The organism is Ralstonia sp. RRA (assembly GCF_037023145.1).
Taxonomy (GTDB): domain Bacteria; phylum Pseudomonadota; class Gammaproteobacteria; order Burkholderiales; family Burkholderiaceae; genus Ralstonia.
Genome location: NZ_CP146092.1, coordinates 400,636 through 425,467, shown reverse-complemented (window position 1 = coordinate 425,467; position 24,832 = coordinate 400,636). Strand labels below are relative to the sequence as shown.

The 24,832-nt window shown below is 65.6% G+C and carries 21 protein-coding genes; 8 read left to right on the top strand and 13 right to left on the bottom strand.

Features of this window, described 5'->3' with window-relative positions; genetic code table 11:
* The first annotated feature begins 63 nt into the window (after window positions 1-63).
* Genes V6657_RS19980 through V6657_RS19950 form a run of 7 tightly spaced genes read left to right on the top strand, consistent with a single transcriptional unit; the run spans window position 64 to window position 8,904 of the window.
* Window positions 64-1,740, top strand: coding sequence for a methyl-accepting chemotaxis protein (locus tag V6657_RS19980; protein ID WP_048934817.1), 1,677 nt, complete (start codon window positions 64-66; stop codon window positions 1,738-1,740).
* Between the two features lie 37 nt (window positions 1,741-1,777).
* Window positions 1,778-2,248, top strand: coding sequence for a chemotaxis protein CheW (locus V6657_RS19975; RefSeq protein WP_048934818.1), 471 nt, complete (start codon window positions 1,778-1,780; stop codon window positions 2,246-2,248).
* Between the two features lie 5 nt (window positions 2,249-2,253).
* Complete coding sequence (locus V6657_RS19970) at window positions 2,254-3,681, top strand: CheR family methyltransferase (RefSeq protein ID WP_048934819.1); 1,428 nt, start codon at window positions 2,254-2,256, stop codon at window positions 3,679-3,681.
* On the top strand, window positions 3,662-4,366 hold the full coding sequence (locus V6657_RS19965) for a chemotaxis protein CheW (protein ID WP_048934820.1): 705 nt from the start codon (window positions 3,662-3,664) through the stop codon (window positions 4,364-4,366). Before V6657_RS19970 ends, V6657_RS19965 begins: the two co-directional genes overlap by 20 nt.
* A complete protein-coding gene (locus V6657_RS19960; RefSeq protein ID WP_048934821.1) occupies window positions 4,363-6,732 on the top strand; it encodes a hybrid sensor histidine kinase/response regulator in 2,370 nt (789 codons plus the stop codon). The genes V6657_RS19965 and V6657_RS19960 overlap by 4 nt, the downstream gene beginning before the upstream one ends.
* Window positions 6,729-7,736: a chemotaxis response regulator protein-glutamate methylesterase gene (locus V6657_RS19955; RefSeq protein ID WP_048934822.1), complete on the top strand. Its 1,008-nt coding sequence runs from the start codon at window positions 6,729-6,731 to the stop codon at window positions 7,734-7,736. The genes V6657_RS19960 and V6657_RS19955 overlap by 4 nt, the downstream gene beginning before the upstream one ends.
* 52 nt (window positions 7,737-7,788) lie before the next feature.
* On the top strand, window positions 7,789-8,904 hold the full coding sequence (locus V6657_RS19950) for a diguanylate cyclase (protein WP_082170250.1): 1,116 nt from the start codon (window positions 7,789-7,791) through the stop codon (window positions 8,902-8,904).
* On the opposite strand, the gene V6657_RS19945 is transcribed toward V6657_RS19950, so the two are convergent.
* The 5 genes from V6657_RS19945 to V6657_RS19925 all read right to left on the bottom strand — a co-directional run bounded on the left by V6657_RS19945 (window position 8,901) and on the right by V6657_RS19925 (window position 17,296).
* On the bottom strand, window positions 8,901-11,579 hold the full coding sequence (locus V6657_RS19945) for an EAL domain-containing protein (RefSeq protein WP_082170251.1): 2,679 nt from the start codon (window positions 11,577-11,579) through the stop codon (window positions 8,901-8,903). The genes V6657_RS19950 and V6657_RS19945 overlap by 4 nt on opposite strands.
* A 225-nt stretch (window positions 11,580-11,804) precedes the next feature.
* A complete protein-coding gene (locus tag V6657_RS19940) occupies window positions 11,805-12,764 on the bottom strand; it encodes a fatty acid desaturase family protein (protein WP_048934823.1) in 960 nt (319 codons plus the stop codon).
* A 27-nt stretch (window positions 12,765-12,791) separates the two neighbouring features.
* Window positions 12,792-14,918, bottom strand: coding sequence for a 3-hydroxyacyl-CoA dehydrogenase NAD-binding domain-containing protein (locus V6657_RS19935; protein WP_048934824.1), 2,127 nt, complete (start codon window positions 14,916-14,918; stop codon window positions 12,792-12,794).
* A 12-nt stretch (window positions 14,919-14,930) separates the two neighbouring features.
* Window positions 14,931-16,136 carry an acetyl-CoA C-acetyltransferase gene (locus V6657_RS19930; RefSeq protein WP_048934825.1) on the bottom strand — a complete coding sequence of 402 codons (1,206 nt, stop codon included), beginning with the start codon at window positions 16,134-16,136 and terminating at the stop codon, window positions 14,931-14,933.
* 17 nt (window positions 16,137-16,153) lie between these two features.
* Window positions 16,154-17,296, bottom strand: coding sequence for an acyl-CoA dehydrogenase family protein (locus tag V6657_RS19925; RefSeq protein WP_048934826.1), 1,143 nt, complete (start codon window positions 17,294-17,296; stop codon window positions 16,154-16,156).
* An 84-nt stretch (window positions 17,297-17,380) separates the two neighbouring features.
* On the opposite strand from V6657_RS19925, the gene V6657_RS19920 reads away from it, so the two are divergent.
* Window positions 17,381-18,418, top strand: a complete 1,038-nt coding sequence (locus tag V6657_RS19920; RefSeq protein WP_048934827.1) for a helix-turn-helix domain-containing protein — start codon at window positions 17,381-17,383, stop codon at window positions 18,416-18,418.
* Window positions 18,419-18,423: 5 nt separating this feature from the next.
* Here V6657_RS19920 and V6657_RS19915 read toward each other — a convergent pair whose 3' ends face one another.
* From V6657_RS19915 to V6657_RS19880, 8 genes are all read right to left on the bottom strand, one after another.
* A complete protein-coding gene (locus tag V6657_RS19915; RefSeq protein ID WP_039596576.1) occupies window positions 18,424-18,558 on the bottom strand; it encodes a hypothetical protein in 135 nt (44 codons plus the stop codon).
* A 54-nt stretch (window positions 18,559-18,612) separates the two neighbouring features.
* On the bottom strand, window positions 18,613-19,005 hold the full coding sequence (locus V6657_RS19910) for a 4-oxalocrotonate tautomerase family protein (protein ID WP_048934828.1): 393 nt from the start codon (window positions 19,003-19,005) through the stop codon (window positions 18,613-18,615).
* Between the two features lie 51 nt (window positions 19,006-19,056).
* Window positions 19,057-19,473: a MarR family transcriptional regulator gene (locus V6657_RS19905; protein ID WP_048934829.1), complete on the bottom strand. Its 417-nt coding sequence runs from the start codon at window positions 19,471-19,473 to the stop codon at window positions 19,057-19,059.
* 115 nt (window positions 19,474-19,588) lie between these two features.
* Entirely contained in the window at window positions 19,589-21,784 is a 2,196-nt protein-coding gene (locus V6657_RS19900) for a TonB-dependent siderophore receptor (protein WP_082170252.1), read from the bottom strand.
* 119 nt (window positions 21,785-21,903) lie between these two features.
* A complete protein-coding gene (locus V6657_RS19895; RefSeq protein WP_048934831.1) occupies window positions 21,904-23,550 on the bottom strand; it encodes a PepSY-associated TM helix domain-containing protein in 1,647 nt (548 codons plus the stop codon).
* 2 nt (window positions 23,551-23,552) lie between these two features.
* Window positions 23,553-23,819, bottom strand: coding sequence for a hypothetical protein (locus V6657_RS19890; protein ID WP_048934832.1), 267 nt, complete (start codon window positions 23,817-23,819; stop codon window positions 23,553-23,555).
* Complete coding sequence (locus V6657_RS19885) at window positions 23,816-24,100, bottom strand: hypothetical protein (RefSeq protein WP_048934833.1); 285 nt, start codon at window positions 24,098-24,100, stop codon at window positions 23,816-23,818. The genes V6657_RS19890 and V6657_RS19885 overlap by 4 nt, the downstream gene beginning before the upstream one ends.
* 133 nt (window positions 24,101-24,233) lie before the next feature.
* Window positions 24,234-24,821 carry a 2-hydroxychromene-2-carboxylate isomerase gene (locus V6657_RS19880; RefSeq protein ID WP_048934834.1) on the bottom strand — a complete coding sequence of 196 codons (588 nt, stop codon included), beginning with the start codon at window positions 24,819-24,821 and terminating at the stop codon, window positions 24,234-24,236.
* Window positions 24,822-24,832: the final 11 nt, after the last annotated feature.

The window sequence follows — 24,832 nt, the reverse complement described above, 5'->3', positions numbered from 1 at the left end:
TTGTGGGGTGTGCTCGGCGAGCCGCTTCCATGTCTTCCCGGTATCTGTCTCATAGGTTTAAACATGGTTTCTGCGACGCCCCGCATCAGCAACGCAACCCTGGCAAGCATGCTTCGCGGCGGCCGGTTCTCTCTCGGCAACCGCATCGTCTTCAGCTTTGGCGTGCTGTTCGTATTGATGGTCGTCATGGCGGTGGTGTCTTACGACCGCCTGCGCGTGATTGATGAAGAAGCCGTGAGCCTGGAGCGAGACTCCGTGCCGGGGCTGTATCTGGCGACGGCGCTGCGTGGAGCCACGCGCAACAGCCATGCAACGCTCGAACGTGCCCTGTTTGTCGACGCCGACGCTGCAACCGCCAACCGTGATCTTGAGCGCGCCGCCCAGAGCGTGCGCGAGCTCGACCAGCACTCGGCTGCCTACGAGGCCACGATCTTCCGTGAAGACGACCGCCAGCGCTTCCGCGCCTATCGCGCAGTCGTTGACAAGTACCTGCCGATGTTCAACGAGGCCATGCAACTGGCGCGCACCTCCAAGCCCGCCGCACAGGCGGCTACCGTGCGTGGCACCGCACTCTGGGAGGAAGCCACGGTGCTCGCCGACGGGCTGGTCTCCGATAACCGCAAGGTGGCCGATGAATCGGCACGGCAGATCCGCACCTCCGTGCAAGGCGCTGAGGTAACGCTGGCGGTGGCGCTGGGCATGGTGCTGCTGGCGGCGCTGGTGCTCGGCTACATCCTGCACAAGGCGATTACCGTGCCGATGGCACGGCTGGTGCAGGTGCACGACAACATGCGCACCGGCAATCTGTCTGGGCGGCTGGACCTGCATCGCAGCGATGAATTCGGCACGCTGGAAGAAGGTTTCAACCGCATGGCCGAAGAACTGGCGAGCCTGGTATCGCAGGCGCAGAAGTCGTCGCTGCAGGTGACGACCTCGGTGGCCGAGATTGCCGCTACCTCCAAGGAGCAGCAGGCCACCGCTGCCGAGACGGCCGCCACCACCACTGAGATCGGCGCGACCTCGCGCGAGATCTTCGCCACTTCGCGCGATTTGCTGCGCACCATGAACGAGGTGTCCACCGTGGCCGAGCAGTCGGCCACGCTGGCCGGCGCCAGCCAGAGCGGCCTCACCCGCATGGAAGACACCATGCGCGGCGTGATGGAAGCGGCGGGTTCGGTCAACGCCAAGCTGGCGATCCTCAACGAGAAGGCGACCAACATCAACCAGGTGGTGTCGACCATCACCAAGGTGGCGGACCAGACCAACCTGTTGTCGCTCAACGCCGCCATCGAGGCGGAAAAGGCCGGCGAATACGGCCGCGGCTTTGCGGTGGTCGCCACCGAGATCCGCCGCCTGGCCGACCAGACGGCCGTGGCCACCTACGACATCGAGCAGACTGTGAAGGAGATCCAGTCTGCCGTGTCCGCCGGTGTGATGGGCATGGACAAGTTCTCGGAAGAAGTGCGGCGCGGCATGCGCGATGTGCAGCAGGTCGGCACGCAGCTCTCGCAGATCATTACGGAGGTGCAGACGTTGGCGCCGCGCTTCCAGATGGTGAACGAAGGCATGCAGACGCAGGCCACCGGCGCCGAGCAGATCACGCAGGCGCTGTCGCAGTTGTCCGAAGCCGCGCAGCAGACGGCGGAATCGCTGCGCCAGTCGTCGCAGGCGATTGATGACCTGACGCTGGTGGCCAACCAGCTTCGTACCGGCGTGTCGCGTTTCAAGATCGAAGCCTGACGCCTGCCGGAGTTTTTTTGCTGTCGCGAGAATCGCCATGCTTTACCTCCTATTTGAACTCGATGGCGACCGCTATGCGCTCGATGTGGCGCAGATTGCCGAAGTGCTGCCGCTGGCCGCACCCAAGGCGATTCCCGGCGCGCCCGAGTGGGTGGCCGGCGTGATCGAGCGGCATGGCACGCCGGTACCGGTGATTGACGTGCCGCAGCTTGCGCTCGGGCGCCCGGCGCGGCCGCTGCGCTCCACGCGCCTGGTGCTGGTGCAGTACGACACGGGTATGCGTGGCGACGATGCACCGCTGCTCGGCCTGATCGTCGAGCACGCTACCCATACGCGCCGCATTGATGCGGCGCGTTTTGCCGACAGCGGCATCGCCACGCCCAACGCGCGTTGGCTTGGACCTGTCGCCAGCCTGGAAGACGGCCTCGTGCAGCGTGTCGACGCGCAGGCGATGCTCGATGCGCAGGCGCGTGCGCTGCTGTTTCCGGCCGCGGCACAACCGGCCTGATCGTCATGGTGGCCGTTGACCCCCGTTTTGAAGCCTGGCTCTCGCACGAGACCGGCATTGACGCGCCTTCGCTCGGCGCGAATACGCTGGAGCGCGTGGTGCTCGATCGTACGCGCGCCATGCTGGCCGCGCGCGGCGTGCCGAATGTCGTGGATGCCGCTGCGCTCGACGCGTACTGGCTGCGCCTGAACACCGCGCCCGAAGAGCGCCAGGCGCTGATCGAGGCGCTGGTGGTGCCCGAAACCTGGTTCTTCCGAGACCGCGAAGCCTTTGTCACGCTTGCCCGCCTGGCCGGTGAGAGGCTCGTGCGCGAGCCCACGCGCGTGCTGCGCATCCTGAGCGCGCCGTGCTCGACGGGGGAGGAACCCTATTCGGCGGCGATGGCGCTGCTCGACGCGGGCATCGACCCCGCGCGCTTCACCATCGACGCGATCGACATCAGTGCACGCGCGCTTGACGTGGCCAGGCGCTCGGTCTACGGGCGCAACGCGTTTCGTGGCCATCCGCTCACGTTTCGCGATCGGCACTTCACCGAGGCGGAAGGTGGCTGGCAGTTGAACGACGCCGTGCGTGGGCTGGTGCGTTTTGCGCAGGCCAATCTGTCTGACGCTCCGGCCGATGACACGCGCTACGACTTCATCTTCTGCCGCAACGTGCTGATCTACTTCCACCGCGATGCGCAGGACCAGGCGATCCGCCGGCTCGACTCACAACTGGCGGATGACGGCATGATCTTCGTCGGCCCTGCAGAGACGGGCCTGATGATGCGCCACGCCATGAGTTCTGCGCGCATTCCGTTGGCCTTTGCCTTCCAGCGCACGCCTGCGGGTGAAAAGAGTGTGCGGACACCGCTGCCGTTCCGCTTGCCGCTGCCACCCGAGAAGCCCGCCGCGGCGCCGGTGGGTTTGCCCGGCATTGCGCTGCCGACCGTGCCTGTGCGTCCGGTGGCGGCGCGCGTGCCTGCCGCCAAGCCGGCTCCCGCGTTTTCGGCACGACCTGCGACCTTGGCCGTACCGGCCATCCCTGTTCTGGACGCCCTGCTGCCCGAGCCGCCCACCTTGGCGGAAGCACGCCGGCTGGCCGACGCCGGCCGCTTTGACGAGGCCGAGCACGTGGCGCTGGAGATCGCCAACCTGCGGGCACCCGAAGCCGATACGTTCTACCTGCTCGGCCTGATTGCCGATGCACGCGGCCGCCACACCGATGCGGGCGATTTCTACCGCAAGGCGCTGTACCTGGAACCGGCGCACTACGAAGCGCTGACCCACCTGGCCGCGTTGCTGGACGTGGCCGGCGACACGGTCGGCGCGCGCCAGCTTATGCTGCGTGCGGAGCGGGCTTTGGCGCGCCAGGGCAGGGCACCTTCCGGACCCTCTGCACCATCCGAACCACCGCAGTACTCACGAGGAACGCATGGCGCACGCCGTCCATGACCACGCGGGCGTCACCACGCGCGTTGACGACTGCTGGAACCGCATTGGCACCCGCGGTGATCAGTCCTGCCCGCAGTTGCCAACGTACACGCGCTGCCTGAACTGCCCCGTCTTTGAACAAGGTGCCGCCGCGCTACTCGACCGCGCGCTCAGCCAGGACGATCTGGAAGCCGCCGCGCGGGCACACCGCCACGCCGCGCCACTGCGTGCGCACGACCAGGCCGACGCAGAACTGGCCGTACTCGTCTTCCGCATTGCTGATGAATGGCTGGCGCTGCCAGCCACCGCCCTGCGGCAGATCGACAAGCCGCGCGCCATCCATTCGCTGCCGCATCGGCGCAATCGGGTGGTGCTGGGGCTGGTCAACATTCGCGGGGCGCTGACGGTGGCGGTATCCCTGGGCGAGCTGCTGGGCCTGGACTTGTCGGGCAGTGGCAAGCACGCGAGCCGCAATGGCTACGCGCGCCTGCTGGTGGCCGCGCACCAGGACGAGCCGGCCGTCTTTCCGGTGGACGAGGTGGAGGGTGTGCTGCGCTTTCCGGCGTCTGCCTTGCTGCCGGTGCCATCCACGTTGACCACCGCCGCCACGGCGCACGCACGTGGCGTGCTGGCCTGGCGCGAAACCACCATCGGCCTGCTCGATGCCGATCGCCTGTTCGATTCGATTGCCCGGAGCCTGCGATGAGCGTGGATGACGATCTGGGCCGCCAATCGCTGCTCGCGCTGTTCCACGAAGAGGCGCAGACGCAGACGCGCGTGCTGTCCACCGGCTTGCTGACGCTGGAACGCGCCCCCACCGACGCTGCCGCGCTGGAAGCCTGCATGCGTGCCGCGCACTCGCTCAAGGGGGCGGCACGCATCATCGGCCTGCAGGACGGTGTGGACGTTGCGCACCGCATGGAGGAATGGTTCGTGGCCGCGCAGCGCGGCACACTGGTGCTGACCGCCGCGCATATCGATGTACTGCTGCGCGGGACCGATCTGCTGCTGCGCGTCGGCCAGCCTGCCACCGCGGGGCAAGTGCCGCGTACGGAGATCGACGCCGTGCTCGCTGCGTTTTCTGCCGCCGATGGTGCTGAAGCCGTGCCTGCCACTACAACGTTTGCCGACCCCGAGCAGGCCGCCGAAGACGCCACGCTGAAGGCCGCGATGGCCCTGCTGAACGCCGAGGTGGCGGCGCTGTCTGCCCCGGCGCCGGCCGCGCTGCCGGAACCGCAACCCGAATTACCACCCGAGCCCATTGCGCCAGCGCCACATCGCGCGCCCATCGGTGCCACGCGCCGAGGTTTCCAGGACGGGCAGCGCATGCTGCGTGTGCGCGCCGACAACCTGGACAGGCTGCTGAGCCTGTCGGGGGAATCGCTGGTGGAGTCTCGCTGGCTCAAGCCGTTTGGTGAATCGATGCTGCGTGTCAAACGCAGCCACCGTTCCACCACGCTGGCGTTCGATACGCTCTACGAAACCCTGGTCGAGCGGCTGGACCCGCATGCTGATGCCGACATGCATGCTGCACTCAACGACGTGCGCCAGATGCTCGGCCAGATGCAGCAGACGCTGGGTGAGCACATCGACGATCTCGACCGCTTCGACCGCCGCAGCACGCACCTCGCGCAGCAGTTGTACGACGAAGCCCTGCAATGCCGCATGCGCCCCTTCGGCGATGCCACGCATGCGTACCCGCGCGTGGTGCGTGACTTGGCGCGTTCGCTGGCCAAGCGTGTGCGCTTCGCCATCGTGGGAGAGGCCACCCAGGTCGACCGCGACATTCTCGACATGCTGGATGCGCCGCTGGGCCACCTGCTGCGCAACGCTATCGACCACGGCGTGGAAACCCCGGAAGCCCGCGAGGCACAGGGCAAGCCCGCCGAGGCCAGCATTACGCTGGAGGCGCGCCACAGTGCCGGCAAGTTGTTGATTACCGTGGCGGATGACGGCGCGGGCATCGACCTGGAAGCCGTGCGCGCAGCGGTGGTGCGGCGCGGCTTGTCGGATGCCGATACCGCCAGCCGCCTGTCGGACCATGAACTGCTCGACTTCCTGCTGCTGCCGGGCTTCTCGATGCGCGAGCAGGTGACGGACTTGTCCGGCCGTGGTGTCGGGCTCGATGCCGTGCACGAGATGGTCAAGGCGGTGCGCGGCACGGTGCGCATCCAGACCGAGCCGGGCCGCGGCACGCGCTTCATGCTGCAGTTGCCGCTCACGCTGTCGGTCATCCGCAGTCTGCTGGTGGATGTGGGCGGCGAGGCGTATGCGTTTCCGCTGGCCTACGTGCGGCGCACGCTGGAGCTGGCCCGCACCGAGATCGACATGCTCGAAGGGCAGCAGCATTTCCGCTTCGATGGCCGCCCGGTGGGGTTGGTGACCGCGCACCAGTTGCTCGGCACGCAGCCACCAGGTGAGGCGCGCGATAGCGTGCCAGTGGTCGTCATTGGCGAAGGGGCAGAGACCTACGGCATTGCCGTCGACCGCTTCCTGGGCGAGCGCATGCTGGTTGTGCAGCCGCTGGATGCACGGCTGGGTAAGGTGCGCGACATTGCCGCCGGGGCGCTGATGGAGAACGGCGACGCCGTGCTGATCGTCGACGTGGATGATCTGCTGCGCTCGGTCGACAAGCTCGTGCGCGGCGGCCAGCTCGACAAGGTGCAGCGCGGGCAGAGCGTGGCCGTGCAGCACCGCAAGCATGTGCTGGTGGTGGACGATTCGCTCACGGTGCGTGAGCTGGAGCGCAAGCTGCTGGAGAAGCGCGGCTACGTCGTCACCGTGGCCGTGGACGGCATGGACGGCTGGAACGCCCTGCGTGGCGCCCAGTTCGACCTCGTCGTCACCGACATCGACATGCCGCGCATGGACGGCATCGAGCTGGTCACGCTCATCAAGCGCGACGCGGTGCTCAAGTCACTGCCGGTGATGGTCGTGTCCTACAAGGATCGGGAGGAGGATCGCCGCCGCGGGCTGGAAGCCGGCGCCGATTACTACCTCGCCAAGGGCAGTTTCCACGATGAAGCATTGCTCGATGCGGTGCGAGACCTGATTGGAGAGGCGCGGACATGAACATCGGCATCGTCAACGATATGCCGCTGGCGGTGGAAGCCATGCGCCGCACGATTGCGCGCCGGCCCGAACACCGTGTGCTGTGGGTGGCGACCGACGGCGCGCAGGCGGTGGATTTTTGCGCCGCGCAGCCGCCGGACGTGGTGCTGATGGATTTGATCATGCCGCGCTTTGACGGCGTGGAGGCCACCCGCCGCATCATGGCATCGAGCCATCCGTGCGCGATCCTGGTGGTCACCAGCAGCGTGGGCGCCAACGCATGGCGTGTGTATGAGGCGATGGGCGCGGGGGCACTCGATGCCGTCGACACCCCCACATTGACCAGCGGCACCGATGCCGAAGGCAACCACCCGCTGCTGACCAAGATCGACCAGATTGGCCGCCTGCTGGAAAAGCCCACCGCGTCCAAACCGCGCGTCGTGGCGCCCGTGAGCGGAGGTGCAGCGCCCTTGGTGGCGATCGGCGCATCCGCGGGTGGCCCGACCGCGCTGGCTACGGTACTGGGCAAGCTGACGGCGGAGTTTCCGGCGGGCATTGCCGTGGTTCAGCACGTGGATCAGGCCTTTGCCGCCGGCATGGCCGAATGGCTGGATGGCCAGACCGCATTGAAGGTGCGCGTGGCCGTTGAAGGCGACCGCCCGCGCGCCGGCGAGGTGCTGCTGGCCGCCACGAACGACCACATGCACGTGCTGCCCGGCGGCACCTTCGGCTACACACGAGAGCCGGCCGCCACGCCTTATCGGCCGTCTGTGGATGTGTTCTTTCATAGCCTGGTCGAGCACTGGCAGGGCACGGCAATTGGCGTGCTGCTCACGGGCATGGGGCGTGACGGTGCCATCGGCCTGAAGGCGATGCGTGCCAAGGGCTATCACACCATCGCGCAGGACGAGGCGACCAGCGCGGTCTACGGCATGCCCAAGGCTGCTGCGGCCCTGGACGCGGCACGCGCCATCCTGCCGCTCGGCCGCATTGCCGACGAACTCACGGTGCTCGTGCGCAAATGAACGCGGCACGCGCCATGATCGACAACACATAACCAAAAACGGGGAGCATCACATGACCAACCAACCACACGACAGTCCAAGCGGCCCAGAGGGTTCGGACAGCCCAGACGACAAACCCATCCCCGCAGCGGAAGCTGCACTGGAAGCGGCGCGTTCGCTGCTGCGTACGCCAGCGGCGGCCGACGTACCGGTGATGGTGCTGCTGGTGGACGACCAGGCCATCGTGGCCGAGGCCGTGCGCCAGGCGCTGGCCGGCGAAGAGCGCCTCGACTTCCACTACTGCGCGCGTTCGGACGAGGCGATGATCGCCGCCATTCAGACGCGCCCCACCGTCATCCTGCAAGACCTGGTGATGCCGGGCACCGACGGCCTGACGCTGGTGCGCGACTACCGCGCCAACCCGGTGCTGCGCGATGTGCCCATCATTGTGCTGTCCACCAAGGAAGAGCCGGTCATCAAGAGTGCCGCGTTTGCCGCGGGCGCGAATGACTATCTCGTCAAGCTGCCGGACCGCATCGAGTTGCTCGCGCGCATCCGTTACCACTCGCGCTCGTACGTCAATCTGCTGCAGCGGGACGAGGCCTACCGCGCGCTGCGCCAGTCGCAGCAGCAGTTGCTGGAGGCCAACCTGGAGCTACGCCGCCTGACCAACTCTGACGGCCTGACGGGCCTGGCCAACCGTCGCTATCTCGACGAATATCTGAGCGCCGAGTGGCGACGCGGTGCACGCGAAGGCACGACGTTGTCGTTCCTGATGATCGACGTCGACAACTTCAAGCTCTACAACGACAACTACGGCCACGTGGCCGGCGACGAGGTGCTCAAGCGTATCGGCAGCACGGTGGAAGCGTGTCTGGGCCGGCCCGGCGATCTGGCCGCGCGTTTTGGCGGCGAGGAGTTTGCCGTGGTGCTGCCCGGCACCAGCGTGGAGGGGTTGAAGGCGCTGGCCGAGAAGATCCGCAACGCCATCGAGACCTTGCAGGTGCCGCACGCACATTCCTCCACGGGCGGGTACGTGACCGTGAGCGTGGGCGGTGCCGTGGTCAGCCCGGTGCGCGACGCGCCGACCACCATGTTGATCGAAGCTGCCGACCTGGCGCTGTATCAGGCCAAGCACGAGGGCAAGAACCGCGCGGTGGTGGGTGCGGACGCCAGCCGCGCCGGCTAGGTTTCCGCCAGCTGACGTTCGATGACGAAGGCCTCGAACGCCGGTGGCGGCACCGGCGGGCAGAAGAGGTGGCCCTGCCCGTAGTCGCACCCGGCGGCAATGAGGATGGCTTTCTGCTCCTCGGTCTCGATGCCTTCGGCAATGACTTTGATGCGCAGTGCGTGCGCCATGCTGACGATGGCGCTGCACAGGGCGATGTCTTTCGGGTCATGCGCCAGGCTGCGCACGAACGACTGGTCGATCTTGATGTAGTCGATGTCGAAGCGCTTGAGGTACGACAGGGACGAGTACCCTGTGCCGAAATCGTCGAGCGCAATGTCGATGCCGGCCCGGCGGAAGTCGGTCAGGTGATCGATCACCTCTGCGCTGTCGGCCATCAGCGAACCTTCGGTAATCTCCACGACAAGGCTGTGTGCGGGAATGCCCCGGCGTGCAACCACCTTGGGCCACGACTCGCTGCCAGCCGCGTTGGCGCGAAACTCCACCGGCGATTTGTTGACCGACACCTGCAGCGTGCTGTCGAGAGCTGTGTGCCAGTGCGTGAGCTGATCCAGCGCCTGATTCAAGACCCACTTGCCGATCTCGACAATCAGCCCGGTGTCTTCGGCCACCGGAATGAAATCAGCCGGATCGATCTCGCCGCGCACCGGGTGCGTCCACCGGATCAGGGCCTCTGCCTTGCGCACCTTGCCGTTACTCAGGTCGACAATCGGCTGATAGTGGACGGCAAGCTGGCCTTGCTCCAGCGCCACGCGCAGGTCGCTGGTGACGCGCAGGCGCTCCTGTTCCGCGCGTTGCAGTGCCGGGGTAAAGACGGCCCATTGGTTGCGCCCCGCGCTCTTGGCCGCGAACATCGCCTGGTCGGCACGGACCAGCAAGGATTCCGCGCTGTCCGCATCGCGCGGGTACAGCGCCAGCCCAATGCTGGCCGACACCTCCACGCTTTCCTGGCCAAGCTGCAGCGGTGACGCGATCCGCGCCAGCAGGGCCCGGATGATGGGCGCCGCGGCGCCGGCATCGGACAGGTCCGGCAAGATGATGGTGAACTCGTCCCCGCCCAGCCGGGCGACCGTATCGGTACCGCGCACGATGGCGGAAATGCGGCGCGCGATCTCCTTGAGCAGGATGTCGCCCTGGTCGTGGCCCAGCGTGTCGTTGACCTCCTTGAAGCGGTCCAGATCAATGAACAGCAGTGCCAGTTGCGTGTGCGACTGGCGGGCCCGCGCAATCTCCTGGCGCAGGCGGTCGTAGAACAGGTGCCGGTTGGGCAGATCGGTGAGCGTGTCGAAGTTGGCCTGCCGCCAGATGACCTCTTCCGCGCGCTTCTTCTCCGTCATGTCGTGGATGAGCGCAACGCGGTGCGGCTCGCCCAGTGTGCTGCCCGCAAACGTGTCGATGGTCAGCAAGGCTGGGAACTCGCTGCCGTCCTTGCGGCGGATCAGGTATTCGCCGCTCCACGTGCCCTTGTCGGCAACGGCCGTACGCATGGCATCGACGACGGCGCTCTCGTTGCATTCGGAGCGGATGGCGTCGCTGGGCTGGCCCTTGAACTCTTGCGCGCTGTAGCCCGTCGTGACGGTAAAGGCCGGGTTGACGTCGACCACCTCGCCGTCGAGCGTCGTCACCATCATCGCTTCGCTGCTCGACGCGTAGACGAGCGAGGCCATGCGCATGTCTTCCAGATGTCGCTTGCGCTCAGCCATCTGCCGGCGCAGCGTGAGATACAGCAGCCCGATCAGCAAGGTCGAGGCAATGCCCCCCACCACGGCGGTGTGCCGGTACGTCTCGAACGGCTCCAGCACCGATGCCACCGATTCGCCAACCAGGAAGTAGAGCCCGATTTCGCGCACATGGTGATAGCCGATGATGCGCTCGATGCCATCGGTGCCAGAGACCACGCGGTAGCTGCCCGTTTCCGGCGCACCCGGTTCGTTGAACTGGCGCTTGCGCGGCGGCTTTTCCATGCCCACGGTCGGGTTGGGTACCCGGGCGATGATCAGGCCCGAGTCCTTGATGATGGTGGCCACGCCGTCCTTGCCGACGGTGAGCGTGTTGGCAAAGCCGGCAAACTGCTCGGGGCTTACCGACACCACCACCACGCCCGCAAAGCGCCCAGCCTTGAGGATGGGCCGTGTGAACTGGATGGACCATTTTTTCGAGACTTTGCCCTGGACCGGGTCGCTGATGAACAGCGTGTCGCGTCCGCCCGATTCCTTGTGCACGCGAAAGTGCTCGCGCTGGCTCAGGTCAACGCGGTCGCTGACGGGGCCGATGCTGGAGTAGACCAGCATGCCGTTCTCATCGATGACGGACACCTGGAAGGTCAGGTCGCGCACGACCTCCTGCCGTTCGTGGATGACTTGTTCGAATACATCACGGCCAGCCAGCCAACTGGCGCGCAGGTCGAGCAGGAATTCCGACACGCGTCGCGTGCTGCCGAGCGAGTACTCGCCAAAAGCCTGCGCTTCAACTTCGGTGCGTGCTTCTGCGTCGCGGATCAGCCGGTCGTGCTCCTTCGTGAGCTGGTGGAACGTGAACCACCAGATGAAGACCAGGCATGCCGCCACGCCGAGGTTGAGCGGCGACAGCAGCCAGCGCAGCCCAGAGGGTCTCCCCGGCTGTCTTCGCCGCTCTGACGTCGTGCCATCTGAAGCCTTCGATTGCGCCGCGGCCATCCCCACTCCAGGGTGAGCTCATCCATTTGTCTCCGGGGCCAGTCGTCTCTGGGGGACGTCTTTCGGCCCGGGGTTTCGGCAACTCCATGCACATCACTCTATATCGGAGCAGATCCTATGTGTCTTAAGCCAAACGGTAGGAGGGAGGCTAGAACAGCGCAATCGTTTGCCATGGCATGCGCGCCTTGGGATTGGTGTTTGGGTGCAACGCTGTGCGCTGGCGGTTCAGCGCATGTTGTCGAGCATGCCGCGCGCCCGGGCGCGGGGGAGCTTGGCAGCGGGTGTGGGGTCTACCCTGTCTGAGGTACGCGCAGCCATGCACCTGCGAATCACAGCCCAGTACGAGGGCGCGACACAGTGGGCATGTGCGTAGTAGCCGCGCTGGGTCAGCAGCCGGTGCAGGGCAGGCAGCCGGTAAGACGGCACGCTCGCAGCCAGGTGATGCTCAACGTGAAAGTTCACCCGGTTCGGGCCGATCAGCAACCGCCCGAGCGGCCCAGCCAACGTGGTGCCGGTGTTCTCGCGCGGGTCGCGCGAGAGATGATCTGGCACGCCGCCATGCTCGCTCATCACCCGCACGCGTACCAGCAGCGGAAACACGAACACCATGCCGATCCACCAACAGGTGTAGACCAGCGGCACGCCCAATGCCCACAGCGTGCCGAACAGCACGCCATGCGATACGAGGAAGGGCGCGGTGGTCTTCCAGTGGAACGTCTGCACCTGATAGACGAGGTTCTTCACGCCGTTGATGCCCGACACGTCCCGCAGCAGCTTGCGCGCGAGGCTCGCACGCGTGGCGGGGTAGCCGTGCACGAAGGCGAGATCGGGGTCATTGGCCGTGCCGGCGGTGCGGTGATGTTCCAGATGCCCTTTGCGATACGCCCGGTACGGCACGTTGGGCAGGCCACCGAACAGCCACGTACCCGCCCATTCGTTCATGCGCCGCGAACGGAAGAACGCCAGATGCGCCGTGTCATGCGTGAGGATGCCCAGCCCCAGCGCGCGCCCTGCCAGCACGATGGACGCCACCCCCCACGCAACTGGATGCGGCCACACGGCGGGTAGCGCAAATGCCGCCGCAATCAACGCAAAGTTGACCGCCGTGACCCACCATGCGCGCCACTCTGACGGCGTGGTCAACGCCTTCAGCTCGGCCTTGTCGATCACGTGCAGGACAGACATCGTGCGGCTCCTGTTTCTGTGTGTCGATCAGCGTTCGTAGAACACCGCCTGCCGCGCAGCCATGTCGCGCAACAACGCGGGTGGCGTAAAGCGGCGGCCATGCTCGTCGGCCAACTGGTCGCACAGTGCAACGAAGGCGCCTACCCCCACGCGGTGGATGTGCGATACCGGCCCGCCCCGGAATGCCGGAAAGCCCCAGCCGAGCAATGCACCCACATCGGCATCGCGCGGGTCGGTTACGACGCGTTCGTCCAGACAGCGGGCAGTTTCCACCGCCTGTACGGTGACGAGGCGATCGACCAGTGTCTGCACGTTGGGCTGCGTGGCGGCCTTCGGGTATTCCGTTGCCAGCCCCGGCCACAGCGCCTTCTTACCGCCCTCCGGATAGTCGTAGAAGCCCTGCCCCGCCTTGCGGCCGATGCGGCCTAGCGCCACCATGCGCTCGGCCACGGCTTCACCGGGGCGCTCGATGTAAGCGACGCCCAGGTCTGCGCGGGTCTGCTGATTGACCTTGTGGATCAGCTCGCTTGACACCTCATCGATCAACGCCAGCGGCCCGACCGGCATGCCCGCTTGTACCCCGGCGTTTTCGATGAGGGCAGGGGCCACGCCCTCGGCCAGCATGGCCAGCCCTTCGAGCACGTAAGTCGAGAACACGCGGCTTGTATAAAAGCCCCGGCTGTCGTTGACGACGATGGGCGTCATGCCGATGGCTTTGACGTAGTCCAGCGCCTGCGCCAGTGTGGCCTGCGTGGTCTGCCGCGCGACAATCACTTCCACCAGCGGCATCTTGTCGACCGGCGAGAAGAAATGCAGCCCGATGAAATTGCCCGGCCGGCTGCTGGCCTCTGCCAGCCCCGTGATCGGCAGCGTAGACGTGTTGGACGCGAAGATGGCATCCGGCGACAGCACGGCTTCGGCCTGGCGTGTGACATCGGCCTTGATGTCGCGCTGCTCGAACACGGCTTCGATGACGAGTTCGGCGCCGTCCAGATCGGTATAGCGCGTGGTGGGTTTGATGCGTGCGAGCAGCGCTTCGGCCTGCTCCGCATGCAGACGGCCGCGCTGTACCTGTTTCTCGACCAGCTTGCGCGAATAGTCCTTGCCGCGTTCGGCGGCTTCCTGCGTGCTGTCGAGCAACACGACCGGCAGCCCCGCCTTGGCCGTGACGTACGCAATGCCGGCGCCCATCATGCCCGCGCCCAGCACGCCTACCTTTGCGTAGCGGCGCACCGGCACATCGGTGGGGCGTGCGGCCAGTTTGTTGGCGGCGTTCAGGCTGAAGAAGAGCGTCCGTATCATTGCGCGCGCCTCGGGTGACAGCACGGCCTGCACGAAGTAGCGCGCTTCGGTCTTCAGGCCCGTATCCAGATCGGTGATGAGCCCTTCGTACACACACGACAGGATGCTGGCCGCCGCCGGGTAGTTGCCGTAGGTCTTCTGCCGCAGCATGGCGTTAGCCGCCGTGAAGATCTGCTGCACGGCGGGGCTGGAGATGCCGCCGCCGGGCACCTTGTAGCCCTTGATGTCCCACGGTTGTTGCACGTGGTTTTGCCCCCCACCGAGCAGCCACGCGCGTGCTGCGTCGACTACCTCACCGGCATTGACCACCGCATCGACGATGCCGAGCTTGAGTGCCTCTGCGGCTTTGATGCGCTTGCCTTCCAGCAGCATCGGCAGCGCCTTCTGCACACCAATCAAGCGCGGCAGGCGCTGCGTGCCACCACCGCCCGGCAGCAGGCCCAGCGTGACTTCCGGCAGGCCGAAGCGCGCACGTGCGTTGTCAGCGGCCACGCGGTAGTGGCAGGCGAGTGCAATCTCCAACCCACCGCCCAGCGTAGAGCCGGGCAGTGCAGCGGCCACGGGCTTGCCGCAGGTTTCCAGCTTGCGCAACGCGCGGTGCAGTTCGCACGTGCGATCGAACAGTGTGGCTGCGTCGTCGCTGGCCTGCAGCCATTCAAGGTCGCCGCCGGCAATGAAGTCCGGCTTGGCGGAGGTGATGAGGATGCCCTTGACGTTGGCATCCGCCACCACCTTGTCGATGGCGGTGAAAAAGGCGGCGCAAGTCTCGCCGTTGAGCACGTTCTGCGCGCGGCCCGGCTGATCCCACGAGAGTGTGGCGATGCCGTCGGTGTCGATGGTGATGTCGATCATGTCGGCGCTCCCTTAGATGCGTTCGATGATGGTGGCGGTGCCCATGCCCGCGCCCACGCACAGCGTGGCGAGGCCCGTGCTGGCGCCGCGGCGCTCCAACTCGTCGAGCAGCGTGCCGAGGATCATGGCGCCGGTGGCGCCCAGCGGATGGCCCATCGCGATGGCGCCGCCGTTCACGTTGATCTTGTCGTGCGGCACGGCCATGACCTCCATGAAGCGCAGCACCACGGAGGCAAACGCTTCGTTGAGTTCGTACAGGTCGATGTCCGATGCAGACATGCCGGCACGCTTGAGCGCTTTCTCGGCGGCGTAGGAGGGGCCCGTCAGCATGATCGACGGCTCCGAGCCGATGCTCGCAAAGCTGCGGATGCGCGCACGCGGCTTGAGGCCCGCGCGCTGGCCCGCTTCGCGGCTGCCGATCAGCACGGCAGCGGCACCATCGACGATGCCCGAGCTGTTGCCGGCGTGGTGCACATGTTCGATGCGTTCCAGCTCCGGATAACGCTGGCGGATCACGGCGTCAAAGCCGTATTGCTCGCCGAGTTCCGCAAACGACGGCTTGAGCTGCGCGAGCGTATCCACGGTGGTCTGCGGGCGGATCATCTCGTCGCGATCGAGGATGGTGAGGCCGTTCTGGTCGCGCACCGGCACGATGGAGCCCGTGAACCGGCCTGCGGTGGCGGCGGCGTGCGCGCGGCGGTGGCTCTCGGCGGCGTAGGCGTCGACATCGCGACGGCTGTAGCCAGACTGGGTGGCGATGGTGTCAGCCGACACGCCCTGCGGCACGAAGTACAGCGGGATGGCCGCTGCCGGGTCGACCGGCCACGCACCGCCGCTGGCGCCCATCGGTACGCGCGACATGCTTTCCACGCCGCCGCCGATGACGAAGTCGCTCTGTCCGGCCATCACCTGCGCGGCGGCCATGTTGCAGGCCTCCAGGCCGGAGGCGCAGAAGCGGTTGATCTGCACGCCGGCGGTCGTCTCTGCATAGCCGGCGGCGAGCACCGCCACGCGGCCGATGCAGGCACCTTGTTCGCCCACGGGTTCGACGCAGCCGAGCACCACGTCATCCACCAATGCGGTGTCGAGTTGGTTGCGGTCACGGATGGCGCGCAGCGCGGTTGCGGCCAGACGCAGCGGCGTCACGCCGTGCAGGCTGCCATCCTTTTTTCCCTTGCCGCGCGGCGTGCGCACGGCGTCGTAGATATAGGCTTCCATAGCGTTCGTTCCTAGGGTCAAAGGGTGCGGGCGATCAGCTCTTTCATGATCTCGTTGGTGCCGCCGTAGATCTGCTGCACGCGCGAGTCGGCCCACGCGCGGGCGATGGGGTATTCCCACATGTAGCCGTAGCCACCGTGTAGTTGCACGCAGCGGTCCATCACCTTGAACTGCAAGTCGGTGGTCCAGTACTTGGCCATCGATGCGGTGGCGGCATCGAGCTTGCCGGCCAGCTTCAACGCGATGCACTGATCGACGAACACGCGGCCGATCTGCACCTCGGTCTTCAGCTCGGCCAGCGCATGGCGCGCGGTCTGGAAATCCAGAATGGACTTGCCGAAGGCCTGGCGCTCGCGCACGTAGCGCAATGTCCAGTCGAGCGCGCCCTCTGCCGAGGCGATGGCGCTGATGGCGATCTGCAGCCGCTCCCACGGCAACTCCTGCATCAGGTAGCCAAAGCCGCGATGCTCTTCGCCCAGCAGGTTGGCGGCGGGCACGCGCACGTTGTCGAAGAACAGCTCAGCGGTGTCCTGCGCTTTCATGCCGACCTTCTTCAGGCGCTTGCCTTTGCTGAAGCCGTCCATGCTTGTGTCCACCACGAACAGGCTCGTGCCCTTGGCGCCGCCTTCGGGCGTGGTGCGCGCCACGACGATCACCACGTCGGCATGCCAGCCGTTGGTGATGAAGATTTTCGAGCCGTTGAGCACGTAGTGATCACCCTCGCTGCTACGTGTCGCGGTGGTGCGCACGCCTTGCAGGTCGGAGCCGGCGCCGGGCTCAGTCATGGCAATCGCGCCGATCATCTCCGCGCTCGCCAGTTTGGGTAGGTAGTGCTGCTTGAGCGCCTCGCTGCCGTAGTGCAGCAGGTAGGGCGCGACGATTTCCGAGTGCAGGCCAAAGCCCAGGCCCGTGGCACCCGCACGGGCGATCTCTTCCATCAGCACCGTGCTGTAGCGGATATCGGCCCCGGCGCCGCCGTAGGCCTCGGGCATGCTGGCGCAGTGGTAGCCCGCAGCGGCGGCTTGCTCCCAGATGGCGCGGTCGACGTAGCCCTGGTCTTCCCAGCGCTCGTGGTGGGGCAGGACTTCTGCGTCGATAAAGCGGCGGACGGATTCGCGAAAGGTGTCGTGTTCCGGGTCGAACAGCGTGCGGGCAATCATGGTGGCTCCGGATGCGCGGGTGGGTTGCCGTATTTCAGCAAGGCCGCGACAATTCCGGTTGATCTGAATAGCCACGTTCTTGATATGAGCAGACAGTCGAAATCTGCCTCCAAACGCCCTGATGGGCCCCATCGTCCGGACCGCGCTCGCATCGCCATCCTGCTGCCGCCGCGCCTATTTGCCGGCTACGTGTTCCTCACGCACGAGATGCTGCTGGTGGCCGGCACCATGCAGGCGCGCAGCGTGGACGTGATGGGCAGCCGCCTGTTCGAGATCGATCTGCTCTCAGCAGACGGGCAACCCGCCATCAGCTTTGCCGACATGGCGGTACCGGCGAGTGGTGCGTTGCGCACGGCCGGCCCGCACGACGTGGTGATCGTGCCTGGCCAGTTCGCGCCGCAGGCCATGCTGGAGGGGGAGGAGTCGCTATTTGCCGATTGGCTGCGCGCGCAGTACGACGCTGGCGCGCTGGTCGTGGGCTTGAATGCCGCGCCGCTGTTCGCCAAGGCAGGCTTGCTCGATGGTCGCCGCGCAACGGGGCTGGCAAGTGAGCGGGCGTGGTTTGCTCGGCACTTTCCCGAGGTGCACTACACGCCGGACAAGCCACTGGTGGTGGATGGCCGCCTCATTACCGTCAGTGGCATCAACCCGGCCGTCGATGCCTGTGCCTATGTGATCGACCACTGCCGGGGCGCGGGCGCATCGCGGCGTTTGCTGCGCACGGCGCTTACGCAGTCGCTGCCGTCATACGAGCACATGGCCGTGTGGACAGCGCAGTTCAAGCGCCACGGCGATGCGGCCGTGCTGGCCATTCAGGAGATTGTGGAACGGGAGTTGGCAGCGCCCCCGGCGCTGGCGGAGTTGGCCGCCCAAGCCGCGATGAGCGAGCGGACCCTGACACGCCGTTTCGCTGCCGCCACCGGCAGCAACCTGCGGCGCTACGTGGCGGCGTTAAGACTGGAGTTGGCGGCGTTCCTGCTGCGCACCGGCAGGCAGTCGCTCGATCACATTGCAGATGAATGCGGCTTTGGCAGCGTCAGTGCGCTCAGCCGTGCGTTTGCAACGGGCTACGGCAGCAGCCCGCTGCGTTATCGGGCGCAACAACGTGGTAGCAACAACTGAGTGCATCACGGGCGGAACAGGTCGTAACCGGCGAGCAGAACAACACCCGCCAACGCGGTCAACGCCAGTGAATGTTGGCCGAAATATAGCAACGCGGCGGCCAGCCAGCTGGCCGCGAAAAAAGCACTCATGCGGTTCATGATCACACCTGATTGTTATGTGGTTGGGGCGGCGCTGCCAGCACATCGTGTGCGTTACGCGTGCTGGAAGCGATACTCCTGGGTCTTGCCGCCATAGCCATACGCCGCGGCGCGAACGTCCTGTACATAGATATAGGACTCTTCGTGCAGATTGCCGAGCAGCGCTGCAAAGGCCTCGAACGCCTCGGCGATGTACTGCGCCTTCTCCGCCTTGGTGTTGGTTTCGTCCGTCACCTTGATGTCGAAATAGACGCTGCTCTTGCCCTGCGCGGCCAGTGTTTGCCCGCCAACAATCCAATCCGCCGGGTCGACGTAGTCGATGGCGATGGCCGTGACCTTGGGGTCTTTGCCGAGGATGCGGGAGGTGAGTTCCAGCAGCGTGTCGGAAATCTTCTGCGTCATTTCCGCAGAACGCTGGGCACTGACTTTGACGTTGAGGATCGGCATGATAGCTTCCTTTATTAGTTAGCAATGCAACTATAAGAACAAAAAAAACGCTCAGCTCAGGGTTGAGCGCACACCCCGGATTTTCGACACCGTATCGGTGAACTCTGCACTGCCCAGCACGCGCTTGAGGCGGGCGGTCACAGCACCACTGGCCTCGTTCAACGCCGCGCCAATCTTCATGGCCTCTGGCGTCGGGAAGATCGCGGTCTCGCGGCCGTCGGCTTCTGTCTTGCGGCGCTCGATCAGGCCCTTGGTTTCCAGGCCGTCCAGCGCACGCGTTGCCGTCGGGCGCGTGACTGACATCGCCTCCGACAGCTCGCTCTGCAGCATGCCGGGGCGGTCGACGATCGCTCTCAGCATGAAGCCTTGTGGAGGCGTCAGGTCGAAGGGCGCGAAGGCATCTGCCCAGACGCGTTCCAGCTTGCGGGCCAGTGCTGAGGTGTTGAAGTAGAGGCAGTGGTCAAACATGGTGAGTTGAATGGTAGGCGGATATAGTTAGATATGCAACTTATTTTTGGGTTTTGTTGTTTGTGGTCCATCCCCGGCTGGGGACGAAAGGGCGGTAAACCCCCAAGACCAAGAATCAAAAATAAACCGTAGCACTAGCCCTAAACGTCCGCGGCGCCCCCTGCGCCAAGATGAACCCCCAACTCGGCAACCAATACTTCTCATTCGTCAGGTTGTCGACATTGAACCGCAACGTCACAGGCTTGCCGCCCACCTTGGTGGAATACCGCGCCCCCAAATCAAACGTGTGATACCCCGGCACGATATTGCTGTTGTTGGCCTCCAGCGCCGAGTTACCAACATACTGGCCACCGGCTGACAGCACCAGCCCAGGCATGGCCGGCACCGCGTATTCGACATACGCCGTGGCCTTGTACCGCGGCGATCCATAGGCGCGCTTGCCAAGCACGGACGCATCGGACTCCGTGTTCTCGGAGTTCATGAACAACACCCCGCCAAGCACTGTCCAGTCCCGCGCGATCTTGCCCCGTGCGCTTAGCTCCAGGCCGCGGTAGCGCGTCATACCGTCTTGCGTATAGACGTTGTCCGGGCGCAGGTAGGCAAGGCCGCGCTGCACCTGGAACAGCGCCATACCCAGTGTCCAGTCGTGCAACTCCGCCTTGGCGCCCACCTCGTATTGCTTGCTCTTGAGCGGGCCGAACACGGTGCCGGCGTTCAGCGCCGTGATGGGCGCGCTGGCACCGGCTTCGAGCGATTCCACATAGCTCGCATACAGCGTCATCGGCTGCACGGGTTTGAACATCAGCGCCACCGTGGGCGTGATCGGCTCGCGGTTGTACTTGGCCGACACGTCACCGCTCGGCGTGTAGCCGGTCTGGCTGAAGCGCGTGTAGCGCAGGCCGCCCAACACCGACCACTGTTCGTTGAACTTGACTGTATCGCTGGCAAAGACCGAGGTCTGGTCGATCTTCGATGTGCGATACAGGCCCGCCGATGACGGCACCTGCATCAACGGCGCACCCGACGACACAAAGGCCGACGGGTTGTACAGATTGCCGGTGCCGAGGAAGGTGGAAGCGAAGCCGGTGGTGGCTTGCGTCAGGCGCTGCCACGACGTGCCGAACACCAGTTCATGCTCGATCGAACCCGTGCGGACTTTGCCATTGGCCATCACCTGCGCCTGGCTGTACGCATAGCGCTGGTACGAGCCGTACTGCAGCTCGCTGAAGGTGCCAGCGTTGTCGGTCAGCTGGATGGCGCTGTCGGCGTTACCGCGGTTCTGCTGCGTGTAGCGGTACGACGCGCGCACGTTCCAGTCGGGTGTGGCCGCCCAGTTCAGTTCGGTGCCGACGGTCTTGATCTCGGTCTCGTAGTACGAGCCGCGCGAGGCCACGCGCTGGCTGCCGTCAATGGCGCGCGGTGTGCGCACGAACTCGCTGACCGGCACGCCAAAGTCCTGCCCGGGGATGATGCCGTAGTACGCGCCCCGCACGTTGCGCTGCATGTACAAGCCATCGAACGACCATTGCAGATTCGGCGTGATGCGCGCATCGAGCGCGAGTGATGCGGAGTCACGCTTGATATGGCCGCCGTCGACAAAGGTGTCGCCTTCTTCATGCACTACGCCAAGCCGTGCGCCCAGTGCCTTGGTGGGACCGAAGCGGCCGCCCAGGTCGATCGATTCCTTGAGCGTGCCGCCGCTGGTATAGCCGAACGTGGCGCTGCCGCCAAAGGTGTTGGTCGGGCGCTTTGTGACGAAGTTGGCAATGCCGCCCGGCGTGCCGAAGCCGTACATGAAACCCGACAGACCCTTAAGGAGTTCCACGCGCTCGAAGTGTTCCAGCGGCACATCGCTGCCCCAGTTGGGCACGGCCATGCCGTCGATCTTGTAGCCCTCCAGCAAGTCGAGCTGCAGGCCGCGGATGGTGATGTTCGATGCCTCGCCAATGTAGCCGTCGTTGTTGGCGGTCACGGATGGGTCACCCTTGAACACCTCGCCAATCGTCTGCGCCTGGCGGTTCTGGATCAACTCCTGCGTGACGACGTTGATGGAGAACGGCGTGTCGAGCAGGGGTTTGTCACCCAGGGCACCGGTGCTGGCCTGCTTGGCACCGTACGCAGCCGTTTTGCAGGCGGAGACCCGCGTGGCGGGCAGGTCGACCTGGGCTGAGATCCGCTGCGCCCAGGCGGGTGCACCCGCACTCATGGCCGCGAGTATCCACGCGAGTTGCCGCGCCAGCGGCGTCACGCGTAGACGTGCGGCGCGCGTGCTGCGGCGAAGGGTGGATCGGCGTGAAACGGCGGCTGGCATGTGATGCTCCCCTGGACAGCGTTGTCATTGAAAAAGGCGTGCGCGTGCCCACGCATGCCGTTGAACGGCAGGCGCGGGAACATGCGGGTGGTTGTGTATTTTTTGAGGTGAGCCTGGCGTTAGGGCTCTTTGGCCACGCTCGGATGCAGGCCGTTGCCGGCGCGCGCGGCAGGTGCGTTGTTGGTGTCTACCTTGCGTGCAGGCATCGCCCAGACAGAATCAGGCGCACCCTGGCGCGCCCGGCGCAGCGTGGCACGTGCAAGGGCGACAAAGCCGCACGCCAGCACAAGCGCGCCGAGGTCGAAACCAGCTACGTTCCATTCGCCACGCGCGATCGTGCGCAGCAGATGGTCGCCAGTCACGACGGCATTGGTGATGGGCGCCAGCACCGCCGCAATGGCAGCGGCGCTCAGCAGCTCCACTGCACCGCGTGCGGGCGGTCGTACCAGCGCCCACGCAATCGCCGCGAAGAACACCGTGTAGTACGTCACGCCCGTTGAGCGCTCCGGCCACAGCAGCGCCGCTGGGAACATCGCCATCACCCCCACGCAACAGCCGATGCAGACGCCCACCGTGGCGCGCGCCAGCAACTGGTGGACGCGTGACTGATCAAGCTTGCGTTGTTTGCGGCGCGATTCGATCCACAGCAGATTCCCCGAATAGAAGACGAACGCGCCGGCGATGCCCATCACCAGGTAAGCCAGGCGCAGGACGATGTCCCCATAGGTGCCAAAGTGCAGGCCATAGACGAGGCTGAAGATGGCGTGATTGGTGTCGCGCGCATCGGGCGTTTGATCACTGACGAGCTGGCCGCTGTTGGGTTGGCCAGCGGCGGCGTGAATGGCGACGGAGCCGTAGTCGCCCACCGCGAGCGTGCTGCTGCCGCGCACTTCTGCCACGGCGTTGGCATCGCCAATGTGCTGGTAGTGGATCGACTTGACGGTGAAGTTGGGGCCAGCGGTTTCACGTGCGCGGGCCAGCAGTTCCTCTGCCGACAACATCGATGCCGAACGATTGGCGGCGACCACCGTACCGGCCGCCGTGGTGACGCGCGGCACGGCATCGAACAGCTTGCCGTTGAGTGCCACGCTGTTGAACACCGTCATCAGCACCACGCTCAGGCACAGCACTGGCGCGGTCATCGCAAAGATCAGGTGGAACGGCAGGCTGAACAGGCCGAGCACGTTGTGCACGTCCATCCAGAAGCGCTTGAGATTGCGCCCCGGGCGCACGGCCAGCAGGTCTTTCTTCAGGCGCGGCAGGTGCAGCAGCACGCCCGAGATGAGCGCCACGCCGTACAGCACCGAGATCACCCCCATGAAGTACATGCCCATGTCTTCCAACCCCAGCGAGTAGTGCAGCCGGTTCAGGAAGTTGGCCAGTTCCCCCTTGGAGGGTTCGAGCGACAGGTCTTTCGGCGTGGTCTTGCCTGCGGCGAGCTTGCTGCCGGAGGTGGTCTGCCAATCGCCCTTGCTGTTTTGCCAATAGGCGGAGAACTCGGGCTCGCCCTCGTTGGGGAGGATGACGTAGGCGCTGGCTGCCGCTGCCGGGTGCGTGCGCACCAGCGTGTTGACGAAGTGATCGACATCCGCGGGCGTGGTGGCAACGGCAGCGTGTTCCGCACGCAATGGGTTTTGCCACGCATGCAGCTCTTCATGAAAGACCGTGAGCGCGCCGGCAAAGAAGGCGATGAACAGCGCCCAGCCGGCCATCAGGCCGACCCAGGTATGCAGCGTCTGATACAGACGAAGGGTGGCGGATTTCATGGTCAGGTCTGCAACAGGCGCGGCAGCCACAGCACGCCAAAGGACAAGAGGTTGGCCGTGCCGAACACCGCCCATGCGCGGACGCTGGTCGAGAACAGCACGCTCACGCTGATGAAGACAGCCCACAGCGGCAGGCAGACGAGCAGCGCGCCGATGAGGCCGCTTTCCCAGCCGCCCGGCAGCCACAGGATCGCCAATGTGCACAGCGCAATCGACAGGGGCAGGCCGAGCACCGTGCCGGCCAGCCATTTGGTTCCCATGCCGTTCATGGCCGCGCCTCTGCGGCATGACGGCGTTGCTGCACCCAAGCGCCCGCCATCGGCCACAGTGAGAGTCCGCCTGCCACCACCAGCAACACGCCGATGGCCGCGCCGGCCCAACCGAGCACGTCGTTCCACAGCACCACGGCAATCGCCGCCATTACCAGTGCGGCCGCGCAGAGCACGCGCCCGCGCACAAGCGAGCCCGGCGCCAGCAGCGCCTGATTGGGCGAAGCCGCGTACAGGCAGCCTGCGGCCAGCAACCCGAGCAGGAGGGCAACACCGTGCATGACAGAGTTCAGTGGAATCAATAATGCAAATGATAATGATTCGCATTGAAGGAGGCAAGGCGGTGCGGTGTTGCGTCGTAAGGTAGGGCGATATGGGGATGCGCCGGCACATCCTCACCGGCGCATGTGGGCGTCAGGACAATGCCTGTTCGACAAAATGCAGGCGGTCCTGCCCCCAGAACATGTCGTTGCCGACAAAGAACGTGGGCGCGCCGAACACGCCGCGCGCCACGGCTTCTTCGGTGGTCTTGCGCAGTGTCTGCTTGACGTGGTCGTCCTGCACCAGCGCCATCATCAGCGCGGGAGAGATGCCGGCGGCCTCCAGCACAGCCGCCAGCTCGTTCAGGTCACCCAGGTTGCGCGGGTGCTCGAACATCGCGCTGAAGATGGCGCCGAGGTAGTTGTGGAATTCGGCATCGCTGCGCAGTTGCATCCCCACCGCACCGCGCATCAGTTGCAGTGTGTTGATCGGGAAGTGCGGGTTCTGCTGGATCGGTACGCCAAAGTATTGCGCCCAGCGCTCCAGATCGATGTTGGAGTACCGGCCCTTGGCGGGAATGGTCGCCGGGCTGCTGTTGCCCGTGGCCTGGAACACGCCGCCCAGCAACATCGGCCGCCAGACGATCTCCGCGCCTTTGGCTTGCGCAATCTTCGGCAGTTGGTGATACGCGAGGTAGCTGTACGGGCTGCCCACATCAAAGAAGAATTCGACCTGCTTCATGCGTGTGTCTC

Bases quoted from the DNA above. Each gene is read 5' to 3' on its own strand.
- V6657_RS19950 (WP_082170250.1), top strand. From the start codon at position 7,789: ATGACCAACCAACCACACGACAGTCCAAGCGGCCCAGAGGGTTCGGAC.
- V6657_RS19940 (WP_048934823.1), bottom strand. From the start codon at position 12,764: ATGTCTGTCCTGCACGTGATCGACAAGGCCGAGCTGAAGGCGTTGACC.
- V6657_RS19880 (WP_048934834.1), bottom strand. From the start codon at position 24,821: ATGAAGCAGGTCGAATTCTTCTTTGATGTGGGCAGCCCGTACAGCTAC.
- V6657_RS19920 (WP_048934827.1), top strand. From the start codon at position 17,381: ATGAGCAGACAGTCGAAATCTGCCTCCAAACGCCCTGATGGGCCCCAT.
- V6657_RS19885 (WP_048934833.1), bottom strand. From the start codon at position 24,100: ATGCACGGTGTTGCCCTCCTGCTCGGGTTGCTGGCCGCAGGCTGCCTG.
- V6657_RS19975 (WP_048934818.1), top strand. From the start codon at position 1,778: ATGCTTTACCTCCTATTTGAACTCGATGGCGACCGCTATGCGCTCGAT.
- V6657_RS19945 (WP_082170251.1), bottom strand. From the start codon at position 11,579: ATGGCCGCGGCGCAATCGAAGGCTTCAGATGGCACGACGTCAGAGCGG.
- V6657_RS19910 (WP_048934828.1), bottom strand. From the start codon at position 19,005: ATGCCGATCCTCAACGTCAAAGTCAGTGCCCAGCGTTCTGCGGAAATG.
- V6657_RS19925 (WP_048934826.1), bottom strand. From the start codon at position 17,296: ATGATTGCCCGCACGCTGTTCGACCCGGAACACGACACCTTTCGCGAA.
- V6657_RS19980 (WP_048934817.1), top strand. From the start codon at position 64: ATGGTTTCTGCGACGCCCCGCATCAGCAACGCAACCCTGGCAAGCATG.
- V6657_RS19890 (WP_048934832.1), bottom strand. From the start codon at position 23,819: ATGAACGGCATGGGAACCAAATGGCTGGCCGGCACGGTGCTCGGCCTG.
- V6657_RS19965 (WP_048934820.1), top strand. From the start codon at position 3,662: ATGGCGCACGCCGTCCATGACCACGCGGGCGTCACCACGCGCGTTGAC.
- V6657_RS19915 (WP_039596576.1), bottom strand. From the start codon at position 18,558: ATGAACCGCATGAGTGCTTTTTTCGCGGCCAGCTGGCTGGCCGCCGCG.
- V6657_RS19930 (WP_048934825.1), bottom strand. From the start codon at position 16,136: ATGGAAGCCTATATCTACGACGCCGTGCGCACGCCGCGCGGCAAGGGA.
- V6657_RS19900 (WP_082170252.1), bottom strand. From the start codon at position 21,784: ATGCCAGCCGCCGTTTCACGCCGATCCACCCTTCGCCGCAGCACGCGC.
- V6657_RS19935 (WP_048934824.1), bottom strand. From the start codon at position 14,918: ATGATCGACATCACCATCGACACCGACGGCATCGCCACACTCTCGTGG.
- V6657_RS19905 (WP_048934829.1), bottom strand. From the start codon at position 19,473: ATGTTTGACCACTGCCTCTACTTCAACACCTCAGCACTGGCCCGCAAG.
- V6657_RS19955 (WP_048934822.1), top strand. From the start codon at position 6,729: ATGAACATCGGCATCGTCAACGATATGCCGCTGGCGGTGGAAGCCATG.
- V6657_RS19970 (WP_048934819.1), top strand. From the start codon at position 2,254: ATGGTGGCCGTTGACCCCCGTTTTGAAGCCTGGCTCTCGCACGAGACC.
- V6657_RS19960 (WP_048934821.1), top strand. From the start codon at position 4,363: ATGAGCGTGGATGACGATCTGGGCCGCCAATCGCTGCTCGCGCTGTTC.
- V6657_RS19895 (WP_048934831.1), bottom strand. From the start codon at position 23,550: ATGAAATCCGCCACCCTTCGTCTGTATCAGACGCTGCATACCTGGGTC.